The sequence below is a fragment of the Flavobacterium sp. 245 genome (genome assembly GCF_004362055.1).
Classification (GTDB): domain Bacteria; phylum Bacteroidota; class Bacteroidia; order Flavobacteriales; family Flavobacteriaceae; genus Flavobacterium.
This window is the reverse complement of sequence record NZ_SNXB01000007.1, coordinates 122,809-147,679: the sequence shown is the minus strand read 5'-3', so window position 1 is coordinate 147,679 and position 24,871 is coordinate 122,809. Positions and strand designations below refer to the sequence as shown.

General features: G+C 35.1%; 13 protein-coding genes. 11 read left to right on the top strand and 2 right to left on the bottom strand.

Annotated elements, in window-relative coordinates; all coding sequences use genetic code 11:
- The first annotated feature begins 105 nt into the window (after positions 1 to 105).
- On the top strand, positions 106 to 603 hold the full coding sequence (locus EV145_RS14785) for a hypothetical protein (protein ID WP_133525975.1): 498 nt from the start codon (positions 106 to 108) through the stop codon (positions 601 to 603).
- Positions 604 to 880: 277 nt separating this feature from the next.
- Here EV145_RS14785 and EV145_RS14775 read toward each other — a convergent pair whose 3' ends face one another.
- Together EV145_RS14775 and EV145_RS14770 are read right to left on the bottom strand one after the other, a co-directional pair.
- A complete protein-coding gene (locus tag EV145_RS14775) occupies positions 881 to 2,095 on the bottom strand; it encodes an MFS transporter (protein WP_133525974.1) in 1,215 nt (404 codons plus the stop codon).
- An 81-nt stretch (positions 2,096 to 2,176) separates the two neighbouring features.
- On the bottom strand, positions 2,177 to 2,758 hold the full coding sequence (locus tag EV145_RS14770) for a TetR/AcrR family transcriptional regulator (protein ID WP_133525973.1): 582 nt from the start codon (positions 2,756 to 2,758) through the stop codon (positions 2,177 to 2,179).
- Positions 2,759 to 2,938: 180 nt separating this feature from the next.
- Between EV145_RS14770 and EV145_RS14765 the strand changes: the two genes are divergently transcribed.
- The 10 genes from EV145_RS14765 (at position 2,939) to EV145_RS14720 (ending at position 24,749) form a co-directional block, all read left to right on the top strand.
- A complete protein-coding gene (locus EV145_RS14765) occupies positions 2,939 to 3,511 on the top strand; it encodes a hypothetical protein (protein WP_133525972.1) in 573 nt (190 codons plus the stop codon).
- 288 nt (positions 3,512 to 3,799) lie between these two features.
- The gene (locus EV145_RS14760) at positions 3,800 to 7,840 is read left to right on the top strand and encodes a hybrid sensor histidine kinase/response regulator transcription factor (protein ID WP_133525971.1); all 4,041 of its coding nucleotides are present in this window, start codon (positions 3,800 to 3,802) and stop codon (positions 7,838 to 7,840) included.
- A gap of 816 nt (positions 7,841 to 8,656) precedes the next feature.
- Entirely contained in the window at positions 8,657 to 10,054 is a 1,398-nt protein-coding gene (locus tag EV145_RS14755; RefSeq protein WP_133525970.1) for a hypothetical protein, read from the top strand.
- Positions 10,055 to 10,096: 42 nt separating this feature from the next.
- Entirely contained in the window at positions 10,097 to 13,108 is a 3,012-nt protein-coding gene (locus EV145_RS14750; RefSeq protein ID WP_133525969.1) for a SusC/RagA family TonB-linked outer membrane protein, read from the top strand.
- 11 nt (positions 13,109 to 13,119) lie between these two features.
- Positions 13,120 to 14,721, top strand: a complete 1,602-nt coding sequence (locus tag EV145_RS14745) for a RagB/SusD family nutrient uptake outer membrane protein (protein WP_133525968.1) — start codon at positions 13,120 to 13,122, stop codon at positions 14,719 to 14,721.
- Position 14,722: 1 nt separating this feature from the next.
- Complete coding sequence (locus EV145_RS14740; RefSeq protein ID WP_133525967.1) at positions 14,723 to 16,360, top strand: glycoside hydrolase; 1,638 nt, start codon at positions 14,723 to 14,725, stop codon at positions 16,358 to 16,360.
- A gap of 227 nt (positions 16,361 to 16,587) precedes the next feature.
- Positions 16,588 to 18,174 (top strand): glycoside hydrolase, encoded by a 1,587-nt coding sequence (locus tag EV145_RS14735; RefSeq protein WP_133525966.1) that lies wholly within the window; start codon positions 16,588 to 16,590, stop codon positions 18,172 to 18,174.
- Positions 18,175 to 18,250: 76 nt separating this feature from the next.
- On the top strand, positions 18,251 to 20,671 hold the full coding sequence (locus tag EV145_RS14730) for a sugar-binding domain-containing protein (RefSeq protein ID WP_133525965.1): 2,421 nt from the start codon (positions 18,251 to 18,253) through the stop codon (positions 20,669 to 20,671).
- Positions 20,672 to 20,823: 152 nt separating this feature from the next.
- The gene (locus tag EV145_RS14725) at positions 20,824 to 22,194 is read left to right on the top strand and encodes a glycoside hydrolase family 27 protein (RefSeq protein ID WP_133525964.1); all 1,371 of its coding nucleotides are present in this window, start codon (positions 20,824 to 20,826) and stop codon (positions 22,192 to 22,194) included.
- Positions 22,194 to 24,749, top strand: a complete 2,556-nt coding sequence (locus tag EV145_RS14720; protein ID WP_133525963.1) for an alpha-L-arabinofuranosidase C-terminal domain-containing protein — start codon at positions 22,194 to 22,196, stop codon at positions 24,747 to 24,749. The genes EV145_RS14725 and EV145_RS14720 overlap by 1 nt, the downstream gene beginning before the upstream one ends.
- The last annotated feature ends 122 nt before the right edge of the window (positions 24,750 to 24,871 follow it).

Genomic DNA, 24,871 nt, shown 5'->3' with positions numbered 1-24,871 from the left:
TCCAACCTTTGTGGGCACAGATTGCAAATCTGCGCTAACGATTGTGGATAGATCTGCGTGATCGGATAACTATCGTAAATATTTGATAATGTTTAAAAAAAATGTATGACAAAACTAATTATTCGTTTTTTTCTAATATTGACAGCAAGTGTTGTTTTATTTAAGTTTAATTATTTGGATAATTATGACTTAATAATTGAATTTTTGTTAATCATTGGTTTAGTTTTAAACTACAGAAAAAATGAAAATACTGTTGAAGCTCTTTCTAACTATTTTTATTGGCCGATAATGATGTTTGTAATTTTTTTGTATACCAAGATTAGTCTTTTCAGTTTTATTGATGCGTTTATAATTCTTTTAGGTCTTAAAACGTTTATTTTATTTTTGAGTTATTTCAAATATAAAAAAGTAGCTGTTGTTAGTTCATATTTAAGCAAGATTTGGATTTTTACATTTTATTTGTATTTGACTGAAATTATGCTTAATAGCACTCATGGTTTTAAAAGTTTATTTTATTATATCGGAATAATTTCATCAATTGAAACGATCTTAATTATTTTGAAAAATAGAGAATGGAAATTAAATTGTATTAGTGTCTGGTAACCAGAAGACTATTGTTTTAGTTCGGCAAGAAATTATTCAGGTTTAGAAAATGATTTAGAGGTCGTTTTATTAGATTTGTTTTGAAAAAATCTTTAGTTTTTTAGAACGGCGAGAACAAATTAAAGGTTTTGATTTGCATTGTGTCCAACCTTTGTGGGCACAGATTGCAAATCTGCGCTAACGATTGAGGGGAAAATTTTAGTTTCAAAATATACTAAACTGTGTAAATATCTTTTTGACTTTGCGCCAGCAATTTAAAAACTAAAAAGCCATTTCCTTAAGAAATGGCTTTTGCTTCGGCTAAGTTTTTTGATCTGTATTTATTGAAAGTGATAAAAATAATAGTTACAATTACAAGTAGTGCAAAATCGGCAACTCCTAATAATAATTGTGTTTTTACTTCAAATAAATTAGCAAATCCATAGCTGAATATCGAACTGATCATGTACATCACACCGCCTGTAAGTCCGCTTGCGATTCCGGCATTTTTTGAAAAACGGCTTAGACAATATCCATAAATTATATTGAAAATAAAACCGCCGGCAATATGAATTCCGATTATAAAACCGATTAATGTATAAATGTTACTTCCAAAAGAAGCGGTAAAAATCATCAGCAATACTAACGTTATTTGAACGCCAAACGCAATGCTGACTTTTTGAACTAAAGGCTTTTTAATCAGCGATTTTGCAATTATACCGCCAGTCATTAATGAAAAACCAGAAAGCAACGAACTGTATCCTGTTGTAATTGCAGAATAACCCAAAACGCGTTCAATTATAAACGGACTCGATAAACTGTAAACGACAACCATTCCAAACGAAATTCCAATAATAACCAGACCTAAGGTAAAATCGGCCGTTTGAAGCATGCCTTTGTACGTTTGTGCAATTAATTTTAGTTTAAATGGATGATAATGTTTTAAGGATTCACCACTATAAATTAGTTCCAGAATTAAAAATACTAGCGACAAACCACCAAGGAAATAAAAGTTAGATCTCCAGCCAAAACTGTTTTGCAGATAACCGCCTAAAAACGGTGCCATAATAGGAGCACAAGCCCAAATGATGGAAAACATACTAATGTAACTTTTTAGTTTTTCGCCGGTGAACAAATCAACAAAATAAGCACGTTTTCCCACTACGATAAGTGCAATCGTAATTCCTTGAATAATTCGCATGGCATAAATCACATATATATTAGGAACTAATGCGATTACAAAACTGGTAAGCGAAAACAAGGCGAGCGACGCAAGACTGATTTTATAACGCCCAAAACTGTCTAATATGCTTCCTATAAAAAATTGGCTGATACCAACGCTGAACATAAACACTACCAGTGAAAACTGCACAGCCGAAGCTGAAACGTTCAAATCGTTTGCCATTGCGGGTAATGACGGTAAATAAATATCTGTAGCAAACCCAGATAGAGGGATCAATGCTAGGGCAAGTAGGGTACTAAATCCCTGATGGTTTTCTTGTAAAATTCTCATTTTTCTTTTTTTATTTGTTTTTAATGTGGTTCCATAGGATTTTTTAGACCGAACGGTCTAAAAAATGATAAAAAAAATATATTATAAAACATATTTTTTAAATTCGGTTTTGATGCTTTCCAGCACAATCATCATTTGGGAGTGATCGCCGGTAATTTTTTCACATAAAATAGCTCCTTCAATCATAGCAAAAGTTTTTATGCTAAAATGCTGTGCATTAATTGCTGCGTTTAATTCTTTATTATTTATTCCGTCTTCAACTAGGCTATAAAATCTTTTTTGGGCCGAAAAAATGGCTTTTTTTACATGCTCTTTTACAATTGGATTGGTATCATCGGCATCTGTTCCAAAGTTTAGTATGGGACAGCCGTCAATCATTGTTTCATCATTTCCGTAAACATCCAATAAATTGAAAAGTCTTTCCTGTGCCGATTTGCCTTTTGATACTGCAGTATCTAATTTGCTTGCAAGTCGAGTTCTAAGATAGAGAAAGGATTCAATACAGATTTCTTCTTTATTTTCAAAGTTCCCATAAATACCGCCTTTGGCAAGTTTTGTAACTTCCATTATGTCAGTGATAGAAGTACCCGCCATTCCTTTTTTATTAATAATAGGCGCCGATGCTTCTATGATAAATTGTCTGGTTCTTTCTGCTTTGCTCATGATCTTCTCATTTTGACACTGCAAATTTAGACCGTTCGGTCTTTATTTGCAATTATTTTAACTTTTTATTTTAAAATGGTAAAGCATTTTTATAAAAGTTATCTGATTTTTGAAGTCTTGATTTTTAATTTATATTTGTTTAATTAGATAGTTTTTTGATACAAATTTCAATAAAGGAAAATGGGATTAATTTATAAAGTTGAAAATGCAGCGCTCTTAAAAACAAGAAATGAGATTTTCAAAGAGGTAGGAATTCCTGCTTTATTGGCAAATGGTTTTGAGCCAGATCCTTATAAAACTTCGTGGCATGGCGAATATGACAGAAGCATTCGTGGATATATTTACCAATTTTCCAGAATCTCGCAAGAAAAATATCTTGAGCGAATTGAAATTTCAATTATTAGTGGTGAAAAATGGATTAAGATTTTTTTAAATATTTTCGAAGTAAAACCAAATTTAAGTTCGTTGTCTCTTTTGAAGGATTTTGACGGTCTTAAATTTAGCGAATTGGCTTTTAGAATGACTAAAATCCGATTACGAAGTGATGAGTACATGGGCCCGCCATTGTTTTATATGTTGTTTTTGCCAGAGCATAAATTAGGGAGTTTTTATACCAAATGGGGGTATAACAGAAAAACAGAAAAATTAAGGAAATTAATAAAATCTGATATGGAAAACATAGATGGTTTTATAGAAAGATGGCATCAATTATTTTTTCCTATTAAAATAGATTGGCAAGGGAATCTTAAATAATATTTTAGGGTGCTATAAAAGGTGTCTCGTCCTGAAAAAAGTTTATATGTATGCCAAAAAAGAAGTTAGAAATTTATATGCTACACGTGCACGAGCGAGATGCTCGCTCCAGCAGGGAAAAAACGTTCCAATATTTTATCAGCAAACCTGTATTAAAAATTAAAACGTAAGATTTAATCTTACACACCATTCATAAAATCAAAATTTTATGAATTGATTTTTGCAAAATTGCCATAAATAGGCTTATAATTGTGCTTTCTACACAAATTCACAAAAAAGCATACTATTTTGAAGTATTTTGTTCTGTATTTTATACTGCTGTTTGGTTTCACTTCGCTGAGTTTTGCGCAGGATAATCCGGTGAAATTTCTTGATATTTCTGATGGTTTGTCAAACAATTCGGTGACAACCATTTTTCAGGACAGCGATGGTTATCTTTGGTTTGGAACTTACGATGGGTTAAACCGTTACGACGGTTATAATTTTAAAGTTTTCCGAAACCGAATCAACGATAAAAAATCACTTTCCTTTAACGCCGTTTATAATATCGAAGGCGATTCTCAAAAAAACATTTGGGTGGGAGGGGCAAACGGAATCAGCATTTATAATAAATCGACAGCTGCATTTCATCCTGCGGAATATTTTTCATCTAACAAAAAGAAAATTCTAAACGATATTATTCACCAGATGCGCTCGGTTTCGGGCAATCTGTTTTTAGTTGCTTCTCAAAGTTTAGGATTAATCCGTTTTGAAAATGATTCTTTTGTAGGGAAACAAATTCCGCTTACTGTTTTGGGCAATAAAATCAGCATCAATAATTATGATGCCATTGCCATTCAGGAAGATCAAAAAAACAAGCATTCCTGGATTTATGTCCGCAATGTTGGGATCTGCAGTTACAGTTATCAGTCAAAAACTTTAAAAGCGGTTTTCTCCATTTCAAAAGAAGTAAAAGCAATGAAATTGGCTTCTGACGGTAATCTTTGGCTTGGAACTGATGAAGGACTTTTTCTTTTTAATACCAAAACAGGAGTAATTTCAGAAAACTATTTTTCAAATAAATGCAGCGTAACCGATATTCTTGTCGACAAGAAAAAGGAAATCTGGATTACGACAGACGGTTGTGGTATTTACAAAGTCATTGGAACAAATAAAAAAGCGATTCCGTACAATAGTGTAAATGAAAACCAGCTGGCAAAAAGTAATTCGGTTTGGAGTTTATACGAAGATAAAGACGGCAACAAATGGTTTGGTTCGCTTCGTGGCGGTATTAGTATGCTGAGCAACACGCCAAAATATTTTAAAAGCATTCGCTACAATGCTAAAAATCCTGCCGAGAACTTTATTTTATCGTTTTGCGAAGATGAAAAAAAGAATTTGTGGGTAGGAACAGATGGCGCCGGATTGAAATATTGGAACAGAAAAAATAATACGTACAGTAATTACGGCAATAAACTTTCAAGTCCGTTTATTACTGGAATTATTCGGGATAATAATAACGAAATCTGGCTTTCAACTTGGGCTGGAGGCGTCAACAAAATTAATCCGAAGAATAATTCGGTTACGCAATATTCGTGTTATAATCCGTTTACGAAACAAATTGAAAAAAACATCTGGTTTGTTTACAAAGATTCAAAAGCAAATATTTGGGCAAGCGCAACAAATGAAGGTGCGCTGTATTTTTTTGACAGAACAAAAAACAGTTTTGAGCTTTTTGACAAATCGGTTACCAACTTGCAATGTCTGACCGAAACCAGCGACGGAAAACTTTGGGGCGGAAATTATACAAGCTTGTTTTCGATTGAAAAAAAATCGAAGAAAATCAGTAAAGTTGCTATCGGAAATCCAATTAGATGCATTCACGAAGATAAAGACAAAAACCTTTGGCTGGGAACGCAGGAGGGAGGACTTTTATTATTTGACCGAAAAACGAATACGTTTAAAAGGTTGACGACAGATGATGGTTTGCCATCGAACACCATTTTAAGATTACTTGAAGATAAAGAAGGCAATCTCTGGATGAGTACGTATAATGGAGTCTGCAGATTTGATAAAAAGCGAAAAACCTTCCGTAATTTTTCTGTAAATGATGGTTTACAAAGCAATCAGTTTAGTTTTAATGCCGGAACTGAATTGTCTGACGGAGAATTTCTTTTTGGAGGAATCAACGGATTCAACATCTTTTTTCCTGAAGCAATCAAAGGATTTAATCAGAAGAATAATTTATTGCTGAGCGATTTTTATGTCAACAATCAAAGTATAGAAGAAAGCAAAGTGGAAGTTTCGGAACCAGATTCTGGAAATATGAAAAAGATTAGTCTGGATTATGATCAAACGGCTTTGTCACTAGAATTTGTGGCAATTGATTACAATAATGCGGACAAAATAAATTATGCTTATTTTTTAGAAGGCTGGGACCAGCAGTGGAATTATGTGGGTCAAGCCCGAAAAGCAAATTACTCCAGATTACCCGAAGGAAATTATACCTTTAAAGTAAAAACAACCAATTTTAAGGGAGGCTGGAACAAAGAAGTCAATCTTGTTTCCATTCAGGTTTTACCGCCTTGGTACAGAACTTGGTGGGCTTATACGCTGTATTTACTAGGCATTGCAGGTGCACTTTTTGTTTATTTGGATTATGAGAAAAATAAAGAAGCTTTAAAATATAAGGTCAAAATCGCCGAATTAGAAAGTAAAAAGGAAAAAGAAATTGCCGAGAAACAATCGTCAATGTTTACCTATATCTCACATGAGTTCAGGACGCCGCTTTCGCTGATTATTAATCCGCTTAAAAAAGCAGTTCAGAAGGAACGTGTAGAAAACGGATCTTCGGGAAGCGACTTGGCTATTGCACATCGAAATGCAAGACGTTTATTGAGTTTGGTTGATCAGCTTCTACTTTTTAGAAAAGCAGAAAATGATGCCGATTCATTGCGATTGTCGCCAATAAATGTCAATAAACTTTGCAACGAAGTGTATCAATGTTTTGTAAATCAAGCAAAAGATAAAAATATTAGGTACAATTTTAATATTCCCGATAATGAAATTGAGATTATTGGCGATTATGAGAAAATCGAAATTTCATTATTCAATTTAATGTCGAATGCTTTTAAATACACTCCAGTTGGCGGTGAAATTAGCTTGAAATTAACCGAAACAAACTCCGATGTTGAAATGGAAATTTCAGACAGCGGAGAAGGAATCGATAAAGCTGATATTGACGTTATATTCGAGAAATTCAGACAAATTAATTCAAAAGTGTCCATAAGTACCGGTTTTGGAATTGGACTTTTTATTGTGAAATATTTTGTAGACAAACACAAAGGAAAAGTAAGCTGCAGCAGTGAAATTGGAAAAGGAAGTAATTTTAAATTGACATTCTTAAAAGGAAGCAGTCATTTTGAAAACGCTGTTATTTCTAATGATGTGCAGCAGAGAAGCCAGCTGTTTGATGAACTTAATATTGATGATATCGAAGAGAATAATACTGCAAATAATCAGATGTCAGAAACTGATTTTCAAACGGTAATGCTTACCGATAAACGCACTGTTTTGATTATTGATGATAATGATGATATCAGAAATTATCTGATTAAATTGTTTTCAGAAAATTACATTGTTTACAGCGCTGAAAATGGGGAAGAAGGTTTAAAACTGACCAAAAAACATATGCCTGATTTGGTAATCAGTGATATTACAATGGAGCAGATGGATGGTCTTGAATTGTGCCGAAAAATAAAAGAAAGCAATGATTTGTCGCATATTCCGGTTATTTTATTAACGGCTTCAAAAAATCCAGAAACACATTTACAAGGAATCAACGATGGTGCCGATGATTATATCATGAAACCTTTTGATGATGATATTCTTGCGGCGCGTGTAGAATCGTTATTACGAAACCGAAGCAATCTCCGGACTTATTTCTTAGACAGTATTACGCTAAGAGAAAATACACAGAAAGTTCCGGCTGAATATCAGTTTATCTTGAAAAAGTGTATTGACATTGTAGAAGCCAATATTCATAAAAAAGATTTTACTATTAAGACCTTCGCTCAGGAAATGGGAATGAGCCACAGAACGCTTTATACAAAAATCAAGATTATTTCAGGTCAGACATTAAATGCTTTTATTCGATCACTTCGAATTCGAAGAGCGGCAATGTTGATGCTTACCGAAGATATGAATATTGCGCAGGCAAGTGCCGAAGTTGGTTTTGAAGATCCTAAATATTTTAGACAGCAGTTTGTGAAACTTTTTGGAATGACGCCTTCAGAATATATCAAAAAATACAAGAGCTCATTTAACTCCGATTTGAATATTATTGGTTAAATCTTTAAACACATAGAAACATAGATTTTATTTGGATAAAAAAGAATACAAAAAGAAACATGTTTCTAACACATAGCTATGTGCATTTAAATAAGTGAAACGCCTTTTTTTTTTAAGTTACTAAAACTATGTTTCTATGTGTTAAAATTAATTACGCTCAACAATTTCAGTTAAAAAATCATTTATCAGACTTTGCATTTTCTTAAAGACTCAATTGCATTTTGTAGCTGAGAGTGCTTTTTTTTGAAAAATTTCAAACGTTTTAGTCTTTAAATAAAGAATATTTCAACAATTGCAGAATCTTTAAAAATACATGGTTATTTTTTAAGACTATGTAAAATTTGATACAAAATAATAATTAATTACAATTTTGACCTCCTTTTTTTTCCATTTTACCCCTCCTTAGAAGTGTGTTTTAAACATTTCTTTGCACTTATAGTAATAGTTAAGTTGTATTACTGTGTAAAATTATAAGTGTTATTTTTTTGATAAGTTTTTTAATCTGTTTAAAGAATTGAGCCTTCTTTAAAATGTGATTGTAAGAGTTGGTTTTACGTATTTACTTATCCGGCCCGCGAAAAAAAACGCGGGCCAAAAAATAAAACTTTACTATTTAAGAGGAAAAAAAATAAAAAAAGAATATTAATCAAACTTTACTAACATGACAAAAACCAAACCACCGATTTTTAATTGTCTGTTTTCTTTACCAAAAAAGAAAGCAAGATCTAGCGCTTCAAAATTGAGTACAGCTCATTTATTGCAACATTCACTTTACTAATAAAACAAACGAACCGACCTAACCTTAAAAATTAAGAAATGAAAAAAAATATATTTTTATTTTTTCTTGCCCTTTTTGCCATCTTATTTACCGGATGTCAAAATAACGAATCAGATTTTGCTGCATCTGATAATCCTACAGTAGTAGTGGCGACTAAAGAAATTTATGGCGCGCCAAACAGAAAATTTGAAATCAAAGCGGCTCTTGCAGATGATTTAGGATTGAAAAGTGTTCAAATTCAGATTCCAGAATTATCGCTTGATAAAGTAATTGCATTCGGTACAGATCCTTTGTTAAAAAGCTATGATTTGAGCTATTTTTTCGAAGTTCCATCTACTAGAGGTACATCTGAAGCTTTCAAAATAAAATTGATCATTACAGACGTTTCTGGAAATGTTGTTAATGAAGAAATCAATTTACGTTTAGACGGAGAATTTGCTGCACCGTCAATCACGATGGTTTCACCAAAAGAAGGAGCAGTTATTTTGTTGTCAACAAGCAACAAAATGCCTTTAAATTTTGTAGTTAATGATGATTCAGGTATTGATTATGTTCAGGTGCAATGTGCTGCATTAGGAATTAATGAAACGGTTCAGTTAACAGGATCACCTCAGTCTTATACATTCAACAAAACATATACATTGCCAGTAACTGCTGCAGATTATGTTTTGACGATTACAGCTAAAGATAAATTTGCAATTCCGAATACAGGATCGCTAAATGTAAATATTGTGGCTACAAATGAATATCCAGCAATCTTTTTATGTGATCAGCCAAAAGGAACAAACCTTACTACTGATGCAGTTGGTGTGCCGATGTATTTCCACGAAAAAAACGGACAGGATTTCGAATTCAAATATTATGCGGATAAAGACAATAAAGAAGTTTATTTCTTAGGTCAAGAATCAGATTTTGCCCCACATTGTTTTGGTTTAAATCCTGCTGGAGAATTAGTTGATGATGTTGCTTCAACGCCAATTATTTTGCCAACAAAAGGTTACTATAAAATTAAAGTGAATCCGAATACTTTAAAATATACAGCTGAGAAATATACGCCTTCAAGCAAAGTATGGGTTGATATTGCTAACGGATTATGGCACGATGATGCTGCATTAAGAAAACCTTTCGTGAGTGTTTGCGGTGGCGGTATTAAAGATGCAAACTGGGATACTTGGAATGCTTGGGTTATGACGGGACTGCATTTGAGCAATAATTCGGCAAATCCTTATCAATTAGTTGGTGAATACACTTTAACAGGAACTTTAGAAGCAACTTTTACAGGCCAATGGTGGGATCCTTCTTGGAGATTAATCAAAAACGGAATCTGTACCATGTCGCCGGGAGAAAACGGAAATGCTAAATATCCTGCAGCTGCCGGAGTTTATAAAGTAGTTCTTGATACCGAGTTAGAAAGAGTATTTATAACAAAAAAATAGTGACGACTTTGTTGTGACATTTAATTAATAAAACAGCTTAATATGAAATTTAAATATATAGGATTTTTTATTGCCCTAATGTGTACTGCGGTATCATTTGGACAAATAAAAATAACAGGTACTGTTAAAGATAAAGGCGCAGTGCCAATTCCGGGAGTAAATTTACTTGTGAAAGGAACATCAACAACTACATCAACTGATTTTGATGGAAATTTTACAATCAGTGTTCCAAATAAAAATGCTCAGATCGAATTTTCTTTTGTTGGTTTTGCCAATAAAGTAATTTCAGTTGGAGATAAAACTTCTTTTGATGTTGTATTAGAAGAATCAAGTCAAGCCTTAGATGAAATTGTGGTTGTAGGTTATGCTGCTGTAAAAAAGAGCGATGTAACGAGTTCAATTTCTTCAGTAAAAGGAAAAGAACTTCAAACAATGACAGTAGGTAACGTAGCCGAGTCTTTGCAAGGGAAAGTATCTGGAGTTCAGGTTACTGGAGCTGGCGGACCTGGAGCGCAACCAAGAGTTTTGATTCGTGGTATTTCGACAGTAAACTTAAGTACAGATCCGCTTTATGTGGTAGATGGAATTCCGATGGGAACAAGCATCAACTTTTTGAGCAATAACGAAATTGAATCGATGGAAGTTTTAAAAGATGCTTCTGCGAGTGCAATTTATGGTTCTCGAGCTTCAAACGGAGTTATCTTGATTACGACTAAAAAAGGAAAAGCAGGTAAAACAAGATTCAACTTTGACATGAGTTCTGGTATGCAAATGATGAATAATCCATACAATATGGCTGATGCCGAAGGTTATGCAACAATGATGAATACGGCAAACAAGAATTCTGGTTATGCTGATTATTTGCCAAATCCTTCTCAATACAAAGGAAAAACAACAGATTGGTGGGACGCAGGAATTAGAAAAGCAAGCCCTGTAACCAATGCTTCTCTTGGAGTAACTGGAGGTTCTGAGAAACATACTTTCGCAGTAAGTTTGAACTATTACAACTCTGAATCGATGTATGAAGTTGGTGGTTGGGAAAGAATCACTATGAGAATTGCAAACGATTTTAAATTCTCTGATAAATTCTCTGCAGGAATTACTTTAAACCCTCGTTATGAAACGTATGGTTCGCCAGGAAACTGGGCAGATTTTGACAAAATTGATCCAATTACGCCAATTTACAAACCGGCTGATCAATTAAATGGTACAGAAAACGAATACAGCATTTATGCACGTTCTCCTTCGTATATCTGGAATCCAGTTGCGGCTGTAAAACGTTATGATGATTTTACAGATCAATACAACTTAAATACGAATGGTTATTTGCAATATGCTCCAATCAAAGGTTTAGTGATTCGTTCACAGGCTTCTGTTGAAGTTGGTGATATCGTAAGAAATAAATTTAGTCCAGACTTTGTTATTGATGCTGCACACGAAAAAGCAGAAATTAATAGTGTTGAAAAATGGAATACTACTGATGTTAACTGGTCTTGGCAAAATACAGTTACCTACACCAGAACATTCGCAGAAAAACACAATGCGTCTTTAATGATAGGTAATACAATGGAAGAATACAACCAAAGTAAGGTTTGGGGTTACGGAGAAGGAGTTCCAAACAACTCTGATTCGATGAGAGAATTAGATGCTGCTACTAAAAACCGTAACAGCAGTGGTAACCGTACGTCAAATTCTTTGATGTCTTATATTTCTCGTTTTTCTTATAACTATGACGGAAAATATTATTTTACAGGTACTTTCAGACGTGATGGTTCTTCAAAATTCATGGAAAACAACAAATGGGCAAATTTCCCTTCTGCATCGGTTTCATGGAGAATTTTGAACGAAGATTTTATGGAATCTACAAAAGATGTTTTGAGCGATCTTAGATTTAGAGCAGGTTGGGGTAAAGTAGGAAATCAGAACTTGCCAAGCGCAGTTTATCAGTCAAATATTGGGCAAGGGTTTTATCCTATCGGAAGTGATATTGTTGATACTTCTTATCCTTCTACAATGGCAAACAAAGACATTAAATGGGAAACTGTTGAAGATATTTCGTTTGGACTTGATTTCGGATTATGGAAAAATAAACTTTCTGGATCTTTAGAATATTACCAAAAGAAAACTAATGATATGCTTTTCTTAAAACAATTTCCAACTTATAGTGGTTTCCCTGGATATTCTACAATGTGGACAAACGTTGGTTCTATGAAATCTAATGGTGTTGATTTATTAGTTTCATATAAAGATAAAAAAGGCGATTTCTCTTATGGCGTCGATTTGACTTTTACAACTGTAAATGTAAAAATGTTGAACTTATCTGCTGATGGTGAAAAATTATACGGAGCAAGCAACAGAACGTTAACTGTTGAAGGAAATGAGCCTGGATATTTTTACGGATATGTTGCTGATGGATTGTTCCAAAATCAAACAGAATTGAATTCTCATACTGATGAGCACGGAACAAAGTTACAGCCTTATGCGCAAGTGGGTGATGTTCGTTTTAAAGATATTAATGGAGATGGAAAAATAGACGATAAAGACAGAACTAAAATTGGTACGCCTTGGGCTGATTATAACGTAGGACTTAATTTGACTTTTGCTTACAAACAATTTGATTTAGTAGCAAATTTCTATTCTAGCCTTGGAAATGATTTGGTTAACCAAAATATTTCAGATTTATACAATGGTGCAAGTTTGACAAACAAAGTAAGTGATTTGTCAGAAGTAGCATGGCACGGAGAAGGAACATCAAGCCGTATTCCTCGTTTGTCTAAAGATGATAATAACGAAAACTTTACTAAATTCTCATCTCTTTATGTTGAAGACGCTTCATATGTACGTATGAAAAACTTACAGGTAGGATTTTCATTTTACAACAAATTTGGTTTAGATAAATTAAGAATCTCATTGTCTGGACAAAATTTATGGACTTGGACAAAGTATTCAGGTGTTGATCCAGAAGTAGGGGGAGATGTTTTAGGATCAGGTTTTGCAGGATGGAATTATCCAGTACAGCCAACAATCTTGATGGGTCTTAATGTAGCATTTTAATAAAAACGATCATGAAAAAAATAATAGTATCAATAATCACTTTTTCTCTACTAGCAATTTCTTGCAGCGATTTTATTGAAAAAGAACAAAGAGGAACTCAAACCTTAGAGAATTACTTTCAAACGGCACAAGAGTGCGAAAATTATACCAATGAATTAACGCGCAGATTGTTAATTCCGAATGACTGGTGGACATTACTTGCACCGAGAGTAACTAACGAAATGTCGACTGATGATGCCTGGATGGGAAATACAGGACAAGATAGCGGTGCGCACAGACCATGTTCGCAATACATCATTACACCTGATAATATGGGTGATATGAACAGTATTTACACAGCGCATTATTATACCATTCAGTCGGCTAATCTTGGATTAGAAAAAATGGCTTTATCGCCAATTACTGAAGCTCAAAAAAACCAATATATGGGTGAATCTCTTTTTGTGAGAGCCTATTGTTATTATGAGTTGGTAAATCTTTTTGGAGGAGTTCCTGTATATACAAAATCTCTTGGAACAGGCGATTTGACTTTACAGCGCAGTTCGGCAGCAGATGTTTACAAACAAATTGAAGCTGACCTTAAAGAATCGGCTTCAAAATTAGAAACTATTCCAGTTAACAGACAAGGAAGAATAAACAAATGGGCCGCTTATGCATTATTGGCTCGTGTAACATTGTTCCAAGAAAAATGGGCTGATGCAAAACAATATTCAAACAAAGTTATTACGGAAGGTCCTTATGCACTTGAAGCCGATTTCTTGAATATTTGGAATGTAAACAATCATAACGGAGTGGAGTCAATTCTTGAAGCGCAGACTTCATCAGTACAGGATAAAAGTTTAGGTTCGATGCTTCCTACTTTAGCAGGAGCAAGAGGCGAAGACAAAAAGAATTTTCCAAGCAATGACGCTGCTGACGTTCTTGACGGTTGGGGATGGTGTATGCCAACAAGTGATTTAGAAAATGCTTATTTGTCTGAAAATGATGTAATCCGTCGCAGAAGTACTATTACAAAATGGGGTGAAGCAGCTTACGGTGATGAGGTTTTAAACCCAACGCACAAATTCAGCTTAAATGATAATAAATCAGGACGTATCTGTCGTAAATATTATATTCCAATTGCAACGCGCCGTTCATTAGATAAAAAAGATGGTCACTTGCCATTAAACATTCCGTTGATTCGTCTTGCTGAAATGTATTTGACAAGAGCCGAAGCAAGCTATCATACTGGCGGAGATGCTTTAGCAGATATCAACATCATTAGAGCACGTGTAAAATTAGATCCTAAAACAGGACTTTCAGGGCCAACTTTATTGAGACAAATTTATAAAGAACGTCGTTTAGAATTAGCTTTTGAAGGTATGCGTTTATATGATATTCGTCGTGAAAAAGATCCAACAACAGGAAGACCTGTAATTGAATCTTTGATGGGACCAAACGGAACTTTTGTTAAATACAACTTGAGTTCAACTGACCCTTATGAAACTACAAACTTGAGAGAACCTCAGGACAAAGGAATCAATTTCAATCCTGCTAAAAACTTATTATGGCCAATTCCTCAGTTGGAAATTGACTTAAGTGGCGGATTAATCACACAAAATCCTGGTTATTAAAATGAGATTTAATAACCAAAATAAAGTAAGTCTGCTGTGTGCAGGCTTACTTTTCGCAAGCACCATGTTTGTGAGCTGTGATTCTGAAAAATCAGATAATTCAGGTTCAGAAAGTACAGTGGCCGAATTGAATGTAAATCTGGACATGAACCTTCAGACTATGGAAAGTTTTGGAGCTTCTGATGCTTGGCAGTGTAATTTTATTGGAAAAAATTGGCCTTCTGATAAAAGAAATAAAATAGCCGATTTATTATTCAGCCGAGATGTTGATGCTGATGGAAATCCAAAAGGAATCGGCTTGTCATTATGGCGCTTTAATCTTGGAGCAGGAAGCACTGAACAAGGTGACGCAAGTGATATTACTGATGAATGGAGACGTACAGAATGCTTTACAACTGATGGTGTAAGTTATAATATGAATAAACAAGCCGGTCAGGTTTGGTTTATGAAAGCAGCAAGAGAGCGTGGTGTTGAAAAACTTTTGGCTTTCGCAAACAGCGCGCCAGTGTATTTGACGCAAAATGGAAAAGCGCACGCCAGCATTAAAGAATTTTATAATTTGAAAGATGGAAAAATGCCAGAATTGGCTGATTTCTGGGCAACTTCATTAGATAAATTAAAAACAGAACATGGTTTAATAATCGATTACGTGAGTCCGTTTAACGAACCACAATACGAATGGGACGGTTCTGGTCAGGAAGGTTCACCTGCTACAAATGCAAATATTTACAGTTTTGTAAATATTTTGTCTCTAAAATTGCAGTCAAAAGGACTTGGTGCTCAAATTGTTGTTGGAGAAGCTGGAGCTTATGAACCGCTTTACAAAACAGTTTCTGGAAAAGAAAGCAGATCAAATCAAATTGATTATTTCTTTGCATCAAATTCTGCTAAAAAAATCACAGGTTTAAGCAATGTAAAGAAAACCATTTCTGGACACAGCTATTGGCAAGCTTGGCCTTTAAGCGAAATGATTTCGTCAAGACAAGCTGCAGCTTCGAGAATTCAGTCTGTTGGTGGTGTTAGCCTTTGGTCTTCTGAATATTGCGTTTTAGAGAGTCCGGGAACAGCAGAATTACCAGGTGGAGCAGGTTCAGGAAGAGACTTAGGAATGCCTCTTGCACTTTGGACAGCCCGTATTATCAGTACTGATATTGCACTTGGAGGCGTAACTTCTTGGCAGTGGTGGACAGCAATAAGCCGTGGTGATTACAAAGACGGTTTAATTCATGTTGATGACAATGCAAGCAATGGAGCTGGAAATGCTGATTATTGTAAAAACGATGGTTTCATCAGAGATTCAAAAACATTATGGGCGTTAGGAAACTTTTCATTTTTCGTAAAACCGGGAATGGTAAGAGTTCAAATTCCAAGTGTTGATAATGCAACAGCTTTAAACGATGTCATGGTAACGGCTTACAAAGATGCAGCTACTAAAAAACTGGTAATTGTTGCAGTAAACATTAGCAAATCGGCGAAAGCCTATAAATTGAATCTTGCAGGAGGAGCTTTGGCTGATAATAAATTGACTCCTTATACAACTTCTGAAACTTTAAGTTTAAAAAAAGGAACTGCGGTTGATGCTGGTAGTTTAGAAATTCCAGCTAGGTCTGTGGTGACTTATGTGGGAACTTATAAATAAAGGTTCTGAGATGCTGAGGTACTAAGGTACTGAGGTTTTGAGAACGTAAAAACTTTGTCAAAGTTGTCTAAAATTAGTAGGATTACCACAATATTGTCATTCCGAGGAACGAGGAATCTCCACGAGTAGCTCGCCAAAGATTAGAGATCTAGATTATGGAGTTACTTGCGGAGATTTCTCCTTCGTCGAAATGACAATTTTGAGGATAATAGAAATAAAAAAATTAAATGAAAAAAGTATATATCTCACTTTTTCTGGTAATGAGTTCGCTGTCATTTGGACAACGAACTGCGGTTATCAGTACAGACAAAGTCGTTCAGACTATGGACGGTTTTGGAGGTTCTGATGCGTGGAGAACGCAGTTTGTGGGAAAAAATTGGCCCGAACAAAAAAAGAATGCCATTGCCGATTTGCTTTTCAGTCAAGAAATTGATGCTCAGGGAAATCCTAAAGGGATTGGACTTTCGATCTGGAGATTCAATCTTGGCGCTGGAAGTACAGAGCAAGGGGAAAACAGCAAAGTTTCAGACGAATGGAGAAGAAGCGAATGTTTCTTAAATGCTGACGGAACTTATGATTTTTCAAAACAAGAAGGGCAAAGATGGTTTTTGCAGGCAGCTAAAAAACGCGGCGTCGATAAATTCTTGATTTTTACCAATAGTCCGCCGGTTTATATGACAAACAATGGTTTGTCTTTTGCCTCTCAAAAGAATAAACTGAATCTAAAAGATGGTGCAATTCCAAAATTTGCCGATTTCTTAGTTCAAAGTATTCAAGGATTGGAGAAAAAAGAAGGAATAAAATTCGATTACGTTAGTCCGATAAACGAACCACAATGGGAATGGATGCCAAAACATGGTGATACGAACAGTCAGGAAGGAACTCCGGCAACCAATCAGGAAATTTATGATTTGACCAAATCACTTTCAGAAAAACTGAAAGCTAACAAAATGAATACTGAAATTGTAATTGCCGAAGCAGCACAGATTGATTATTTGTATGAAAATGTAAATAAAGAAAATCGCGACAATCAAATTGATTTCTTTTTTGGAAAGACAAAAACTAACGTTTCGAAATTCTCTAATGTAAAAAATGTGATTCTTGGCCATAGTTACTTTACAACGTGGCCTGTTGAAAAACAGGTTTTAAGCAGAAAATTAATTGCAGCAAACGTAAAACAGAATCCAGGTTTAAGATATTGGCAGTCTGAATATTGCATTTTAGAAAATCCGGGAGAAAATGAAATTCCGGGCGGTTCAGGCGGCGGAAGAGATTTAGGAATGCAGACGGCGCTATTTGTGGCACGCTTGATTCATAATGATATTGCGGTGGCAAATGCGGCTTCATGGCAATGGTGGACTTCTATTACACGAGTGGATTACAAAGACGGTTTGATTTATTTGGATGACGGAAAAAGCAAAGGCGGAACGGAGCCAAATTATGTGAGAAACGATGGAGAATTTCACGATTCAAAACTGCTTTGGGCTCTAGGAAATTATTCGCTTTTTGTTCGTCCAGGAATGCAGCGAGTTGATGTTCCAAATCAAAATGAATTAGATGCTGCAAATGATGTTATGTTGACAGCGTATAAAGATGTTCAAAACAAAAAATTAATTGTAGTTGCTGTAAACTGCGGAAAATCAGCTCAAAAATATAAGTTCGATTTATCAAAAGGAACTTTAAAAAACAATGAGTTTACTCCGTATATAACTTCTGAAACTTCCAATTTAAAAAGAAGTGATGTTCAGAAAATTGACAATCTAGAAATCCCTGCAAAATCAGTAGTGACGTTTGTGGGAGAATTACAAAATTAAAATTGTTTCAAGTTTCAGGTTTCAAGTTGATTCCGAAACCTGAAACTTGAAACCTGAAACAAAAAAATAATAAAACATGTTAACTAAAAAAAGCTTAATCCCCGTTTTACTCTTTTCATGTTTGTCTGCGAGCAGTCAAATATCGTTTGGAGATTCAAAAAAAATTAATGACAGCTGGAAGTTCAATCTTCAGGAAACTCCAGATGCAAAAAACACAACTTTTGACGACAGCAAATGGCAGCAAGTAAATGTGCCGCACGACTGGAGCGTAAAAGGACAATTGAGTCCAACTTTAGCGAGCTGTCAAGGATATTTGCCTGGTGGAATTGCTTGGTACAGAAAATCAATCAATATTCCGCAAAGCAAATCGGGTGAGAAAGTGTATTTGTATTTTGAGGGTGTTTACAACAGAAGCGAAGTTTTTATCAACGGACATTCATTAGGGAAACGTCCAAACGGATATATTTCTTTTGCTTATGATGCAACTCAATTCGTGAAATACGGTGGTGAAAACACTATTTCTGTTCGTGTCGATCACAGCCAAAGCGCCGATTCAAGATGGTACACAGGTTCAGGAATTTACAGAAACGTTTGGGTGGTGTATGCAAATCCGGTTCATATTGCACAATGGGGTGTTTATGCGTATCCAGAAGTTAAAAAAGGAGCAGGGACTTTGAATGTTGAGGTTGATGTAGAGAACGGTTCTTCTTCAAAATCATCTTTAACAGTTGTAAATGAATTGTTTTCAAAAGACGGAAAATCAGTAGCAAAATCAACCTCTAAAATTGATGTTGCAGCAAATCAAAACGGAAAAATTTCGGCTAAAATAAATGTCAAAAATCCACAATTATGGGATTTAGAAAATCCGAATTTATACGAGCTTAAAACAACAGTTTTAAAAGACGGAAAAGAAATTGACAAAACAGTAACTAAAACAGGTTTTAGAAATTTCACTTTTGATGCAAATAATGGTTTTGCGCTTAACGGAAAATGGATGAAAATGAAAGGTGTTTGTTTGCACCATGATGCCGGAGTTTTAGGAGCAGCTGTTCCAAGAGAAGTTTGGAAAACGAGATTAAAAACACTTAAAGAAATTGGTGTAAATGCCATCCGTACAAGTCATAATCCTCAAGCGCCAGATTTCTACGAACTTTGCGACGAATTAGGTTTATTGGTTTTAAACGAAGCTTATGACGAATGGGAATTTCCAAAACGTAAATGGCTGGAGGGCTGGAATTACGGAACTCCAGGTTTTGAAGGCTCATTTGACATTTTTAAAGATTACGCCGAAAAAGATTTGGAAGATTTTGTACGTCGAGACAGAAACCACCTTTCCGTTTTTGCATGGAGTATAGGAAATGAGGTTGATTATCCAAACGATCCGTACTCGCACCCAGTTTTAGATAAAGGTAAAGATGGTTTCGGCCAAGCGGCTTATGGAGGTTATAAACCAGATGCGCCAGATGCAATGCGTCTTGGAGTGATTGCAAAACGTTTAGTTGCAGCAGTTAAAAAATACGATAAATCGCGTCCTACAACAGCCGGATTGGCGGGTGTTGCAATGTCTAACGAAACGGAATATCCGGGAGCTTTAGATATTACAGGATACAATTACACAGAAAGTAAATACCAGACAGATCATAAAAAATATCCAAACAGAGTAATCTACGGAAGTGAAAATGTTCACGATATGGATCCTTGGTTAGCAGTAAAAAACAACAAACATATTTTCGGACAGTTCTTGTGGACAGGAATTGATTATTTGGGAGAATCTGGAAGATGGCCTTCAAGAGGATTTTATTCTGGTTTAGTTGATTTTGCTGGCGTTATCAAACCTCGTGGCTATTTCCGTCAGTCATTATGGTCAGATAAACCAATGGCATACGTGGGAACTTATCCGTTGACAAATGATAAAGATGTTTCTAAAGATGCGTGGGCAATCTGGAATTACGAGGCGGGACAAAAAATTCGTGTAGTTTGCTATACAAATGCGGCAAAAGCACGTTTAGAATTGAACGGAAAAGTAGTTGGCGAAACAAAATTATACGACGAAAAGACCGGAATTATTTACTGGGATATTCCATTTGCTTCAGGAAAACTGGAAGCAATTGGTTTAGATGCAAATGATAAAGAAGTAAGCCGTTATGCGATTGCTTCAACACAACAGCCAGTTGAATTGACAATTGCCGAAAAAGATATTACAATCAGTAAAGATAAAGGTGTTGCTAAAATCATGGTTCAGGTAAAAGATCAAAATGGTCTTCCGGTTATGCTTTCAGATAATGAAGTGACTTGTACCATCAGCGGTCCTGGAACTTTATTAGGACTTGAAGCTGGAAATAACAGCGACATGACTGATTATTCAGATAATATTCAAAGAGTTTTTCACGGACATATTGCAGCTTACGTTCAGGCGAATGGTGATGCACAGCCTATCAAAGTTACTTTTACAAGCCAATGGTTAAAACCTGTAGAAGTGATGATTAACGTGAAATAAGGCATTTTCTACAATAGAAAATTATTAGTTAGTTATTTTAAATTTTCAATTAACCTGTCTGCTTTATTGGTTAGTAGGCAGGTTAATTGTGCATTATAACAAAAAGTTTTATATATTTACAAGTGTAATATTCACATTTATTTAAGTCGAAAATGAAAATAAAAAATAGAATTGCCCTTGCTTTAGGAATTGTTTTGGTATCGGTTTCTTCAAATGCACAGACCAAAACATTTGGAAAAGAAGAATTTAAGCAATGGGCGCAAACACCGCCAATGGGCTGGAACAGCTGGGATTGTTACGGACCAACTGTAGAGGAACACGAAGTAAAAGCCAATGCCGATTATATGGCAAAAGAGCTTAAAAAATATGGATGGGAATATGTTATTGTTGATATCAGATGGTTTGTTGAAAATGACAAAGCGGGCGGTTACAACCAGACAGATCCGCGTTATGTAATGGATAAATTTGGAAGATATTTGCCGGCAGTCAACAGATTTCCTTCTGCAAAAGATGGACAAGGTTTTAAGCCTTTAGCCGATTATATTCATAAAAAAGGATTGAAATTCGGGATTCACATTATGCGTGGAGTTCCTAAAAAAGCGGTTGAAGAAAAACTGCCAATTAAAGGCACAAACGGAATTACAGCTGATCAAATTTACTCAACAGCATTACAGTGCGAATGGCTGAGAGACAATTACACTGTCGTGGCAGACAAACCTGGTGCGCAGGAATATTATGATTCTATATTTGAATTGTATGCGCAATGGGGTGTTGATTTTATTAAAATTGATGATTTGTCAAGACCTTATCATGAAGGTGAAATTAACTTGATTAGAAATGCAATCGACAAATGCGGACGCAAAATTGTTTTAAGTACTTCGCCGGGAGAAACGCCAATTTCTGCAGCACCGCACGTAACAACACACGCAAATATGTGGAGAATGGTTGACGATGTTTGGGATACTTGGCCACACATCACACATTTAATGGATGTTGCTCAAAAATGGTATCCTTACATCGCGCCGGGAACATGGCCAGATTGCGATATGATTCCGCTTGGGCGTATTTCAGTGCGTGGAGAACGCGGAGAAGATAGAATGACGCGATTGACAAAAGACGAGCAATATACTTTAATTACGTTTTTCAATATCTTTAAATCGCCTTTGTTTTTTGGAGGAGATTTGCCAAGCAATGACGCTTTTACACTTTCACTATTAACGAATAAAGAGGTTGTGAAAATGCACAATGAAAGTACAGCAGTAAAACAGCTTTTTCAGAAAGACGGTAAAATCGCTGTAACTTCAAAAAATGCAAAAGACGGAAGTGTTTATTTGGCTTTATTTAATATTTCAGATGCAACTTCAGAAAAAGTTTCGGTAAATCTTGCTGATCTAGGACTTTCTGGTTCAGTTGAAGTTTTAAATATGTGGACAGGTGAAAAATCTAAATTATCTTCAAAAGAAATTGCAGCAGATCTAAAAGCACACGCTTCAGTTTTATATCAATTAAAAGGTAAAAAATAATGAAAACATTTTTGCTTCGCTGTCTTTTTAGCCTGATTTTACTTTTCACGATTATTTTTATAACGTCGGGATTTGGCGTAAAGCCAATGGATGAAAAACCAGATAAAGTATATTTATTTGCGTATTCAACTTTAAAGAATAATGGCAAAAACGGACTTCATTTTGCATGGAGTACAGATCAGAAAAATTGGTTTTCAATTGGTCCGGAATTTAGTTTTCTGAAATCAGATTTTGGAAGCTGGGGTCCAACTGGAAAAAGCATGTCTGAACCTTTTTTGATTCGAGATAATGCTGGGCTTTTTCACTGTTTCTGGAGTGTAAAAGACAACGTTTTTGCACATTCTGAAAGTAAAGATTTAGTGAATTGGGGAAGACAAAATTATATTCAGGGAATGAAAAATTTTGTTGGCAAAGGCGAAGACAAATCGGTTATTCAAAATGTGCAGGTAAGTCAAAAAGAAGGTCAATATTTGGTACACTTCAGCGAAAGCGGAAAAAATTACTTCACTGCAACAAAAGATTTCAAAAATTACAGTCCGACAGCAATTGACGCAAGTGTTTCTTCACTTAAATTGAAAAGCGAAATCACTTTGCAAGGTGTGGTTTTGCAGGGAACATTGCATCAAGTTGACTGGAGTTTGGTCGATTCCATGATTAAAAACATGGAATCGGTTAAGTTTAGAGATAAAAAAGACAATACTTCTCCAAAGAGCGATAGTCTGCTATTTGCAGGCTTAAAACCAGTAAAAGCCGAAATTAAAATAGATGGTCAGCAGTCAAAAAAAATCAGCAATATGCTTACGGGAATTTTTTTCGAAGATATCAATTATGCTGCTGATGGCGGTTTGTATGGCGAACTGATTCAGAATCGTGATTTTGAATATGCACTTCACGATAAAAAAGAAAGAGACGAAAAATGGAATGCGACGATGGCTTGGAGTGGTGATTTTAAAATTGCTAAAGAAAATCCAATTCATACCAACAATCCAAATTATGCAATAATTACGAAAGGAAGTATCAGTAATTCTGGCTTTGACGGGATTGCAGTAAAAGCTAATGAGAAATACGATTTTAGTGTTTTTGCTAAAGGAACAAAAGCAACAGCTCGATTAAAATCTTCGAATGGAGAAATTTTAGCCGAAACAAGTTTTACGCCGACAGCTTCTTGGAAAAAATTGAATGTCGTTTTGAAAGTTTCAAAAACGGTAAATGATGCGCATTTAGAAATTAGCACCAATGGTGAAACTGCTGTTGATATGGTTTCGCTTTTTCCTCAGAAAACATTCAAAAACCGCAAAAACGGACTTCGTTTAGATCTTGCTGAAACCATTGCGGCTATGCATCCTAAATTTGTTCGTTTCCCAGGCGGATGCGTTGCACATGGCGATGGACTTCACAATATTTATAAATGGAAAAACACAATTGGTCCGCTTGAAAGCAGAATTCCAATGCGAAACATTTGGAATTATCATCAATCAATGGGATTAGGATATTTTGAGTATTTTCAGTTTTGCGAAGATTTAGGTGCAGAGGCGGTTCCGGTTTTAGCGGCTGGAGTTCCGTGCCAAAATTCATCTGATGGCGGTTCTGGACAGCAATTCGGAATCCCGATGGAAGATATGGACGAATACGTTCAGGATGTTTTAGATTTAATAGAATATGCTAACGGAAGTGCGAATACCGTTTGGGGTAAAAAACGTGCCGAAGCAGGTCATCCAAAGCCTTTCAACTTAAAATATATCGGAATTGGAAATGAAGATTTGATCAGTGATGTTTTCGAAGAGCGTTACAGAATGATTGTAAAAGCTGTTCAGCAAAAATATCCTGAAATTATTGTTATTGGAACCGTTGGACCATTTTTTGAAGGAACGGATTACAATGAAGGCTGGAGAATTGCTGATGATTTAAAATTGCCAATTGTTGATGAACATTATTATCAAACGCCGGGCTGGTTTATTAATAATCAGGATTTTTACGACAGCTATGATCGTTCAAAATCAAAAGTATATTTAGGAGAATATGCTTCGCGTGGCAATAAATTTTATAATGCATTGGCTGAAGCTTTGTATTTAACAGGAGTAGAGCGAAACGGCGATATCGTGACAATGGCTTCATACGCGCCTTTATTGGCAAGAGAAAAACACACACAATGGAATCCAGATTTGATTTACTTTACAGGAAATGAAGTAAAACCTACCGTAAATTATTTTGTGCAAAAACTGTACGGTCAAAATCCGGGTGATATTTATATTGAAAGATCGATTAAAACTTCAGAAAATGATGAAGTAAATAAGCGTATTGGAGTTTCTGTTGTCAAAGATCAAGCTTCTGGAGATGTGATTATAAAGTTAGTAAATGTGCTTCCTGTTGCCGTGACGCCTTCGATTGAAATATCAAACTTTTCGTTTTTAGAAAATGCTGATTATACACTATTAACGGGCAATCCAGAAAATACAACAGCGAGACCAACTACTGAGAAAATAACAATTAAAGACGCTTTTTCAAAAGAATTGCCTCCATATTCATTTGTTGTAATGCGCGCCAAAACAAAATAAACCGTATTGCTTTTAATTATATGTATTTGTAAAAAATATCAAACACATAGAAACATAGTTTTTTAGTTTTAATCCTAAAGAATTAAAAGAAAAAGACATTTTTCAAACATAGCTATGTTTAT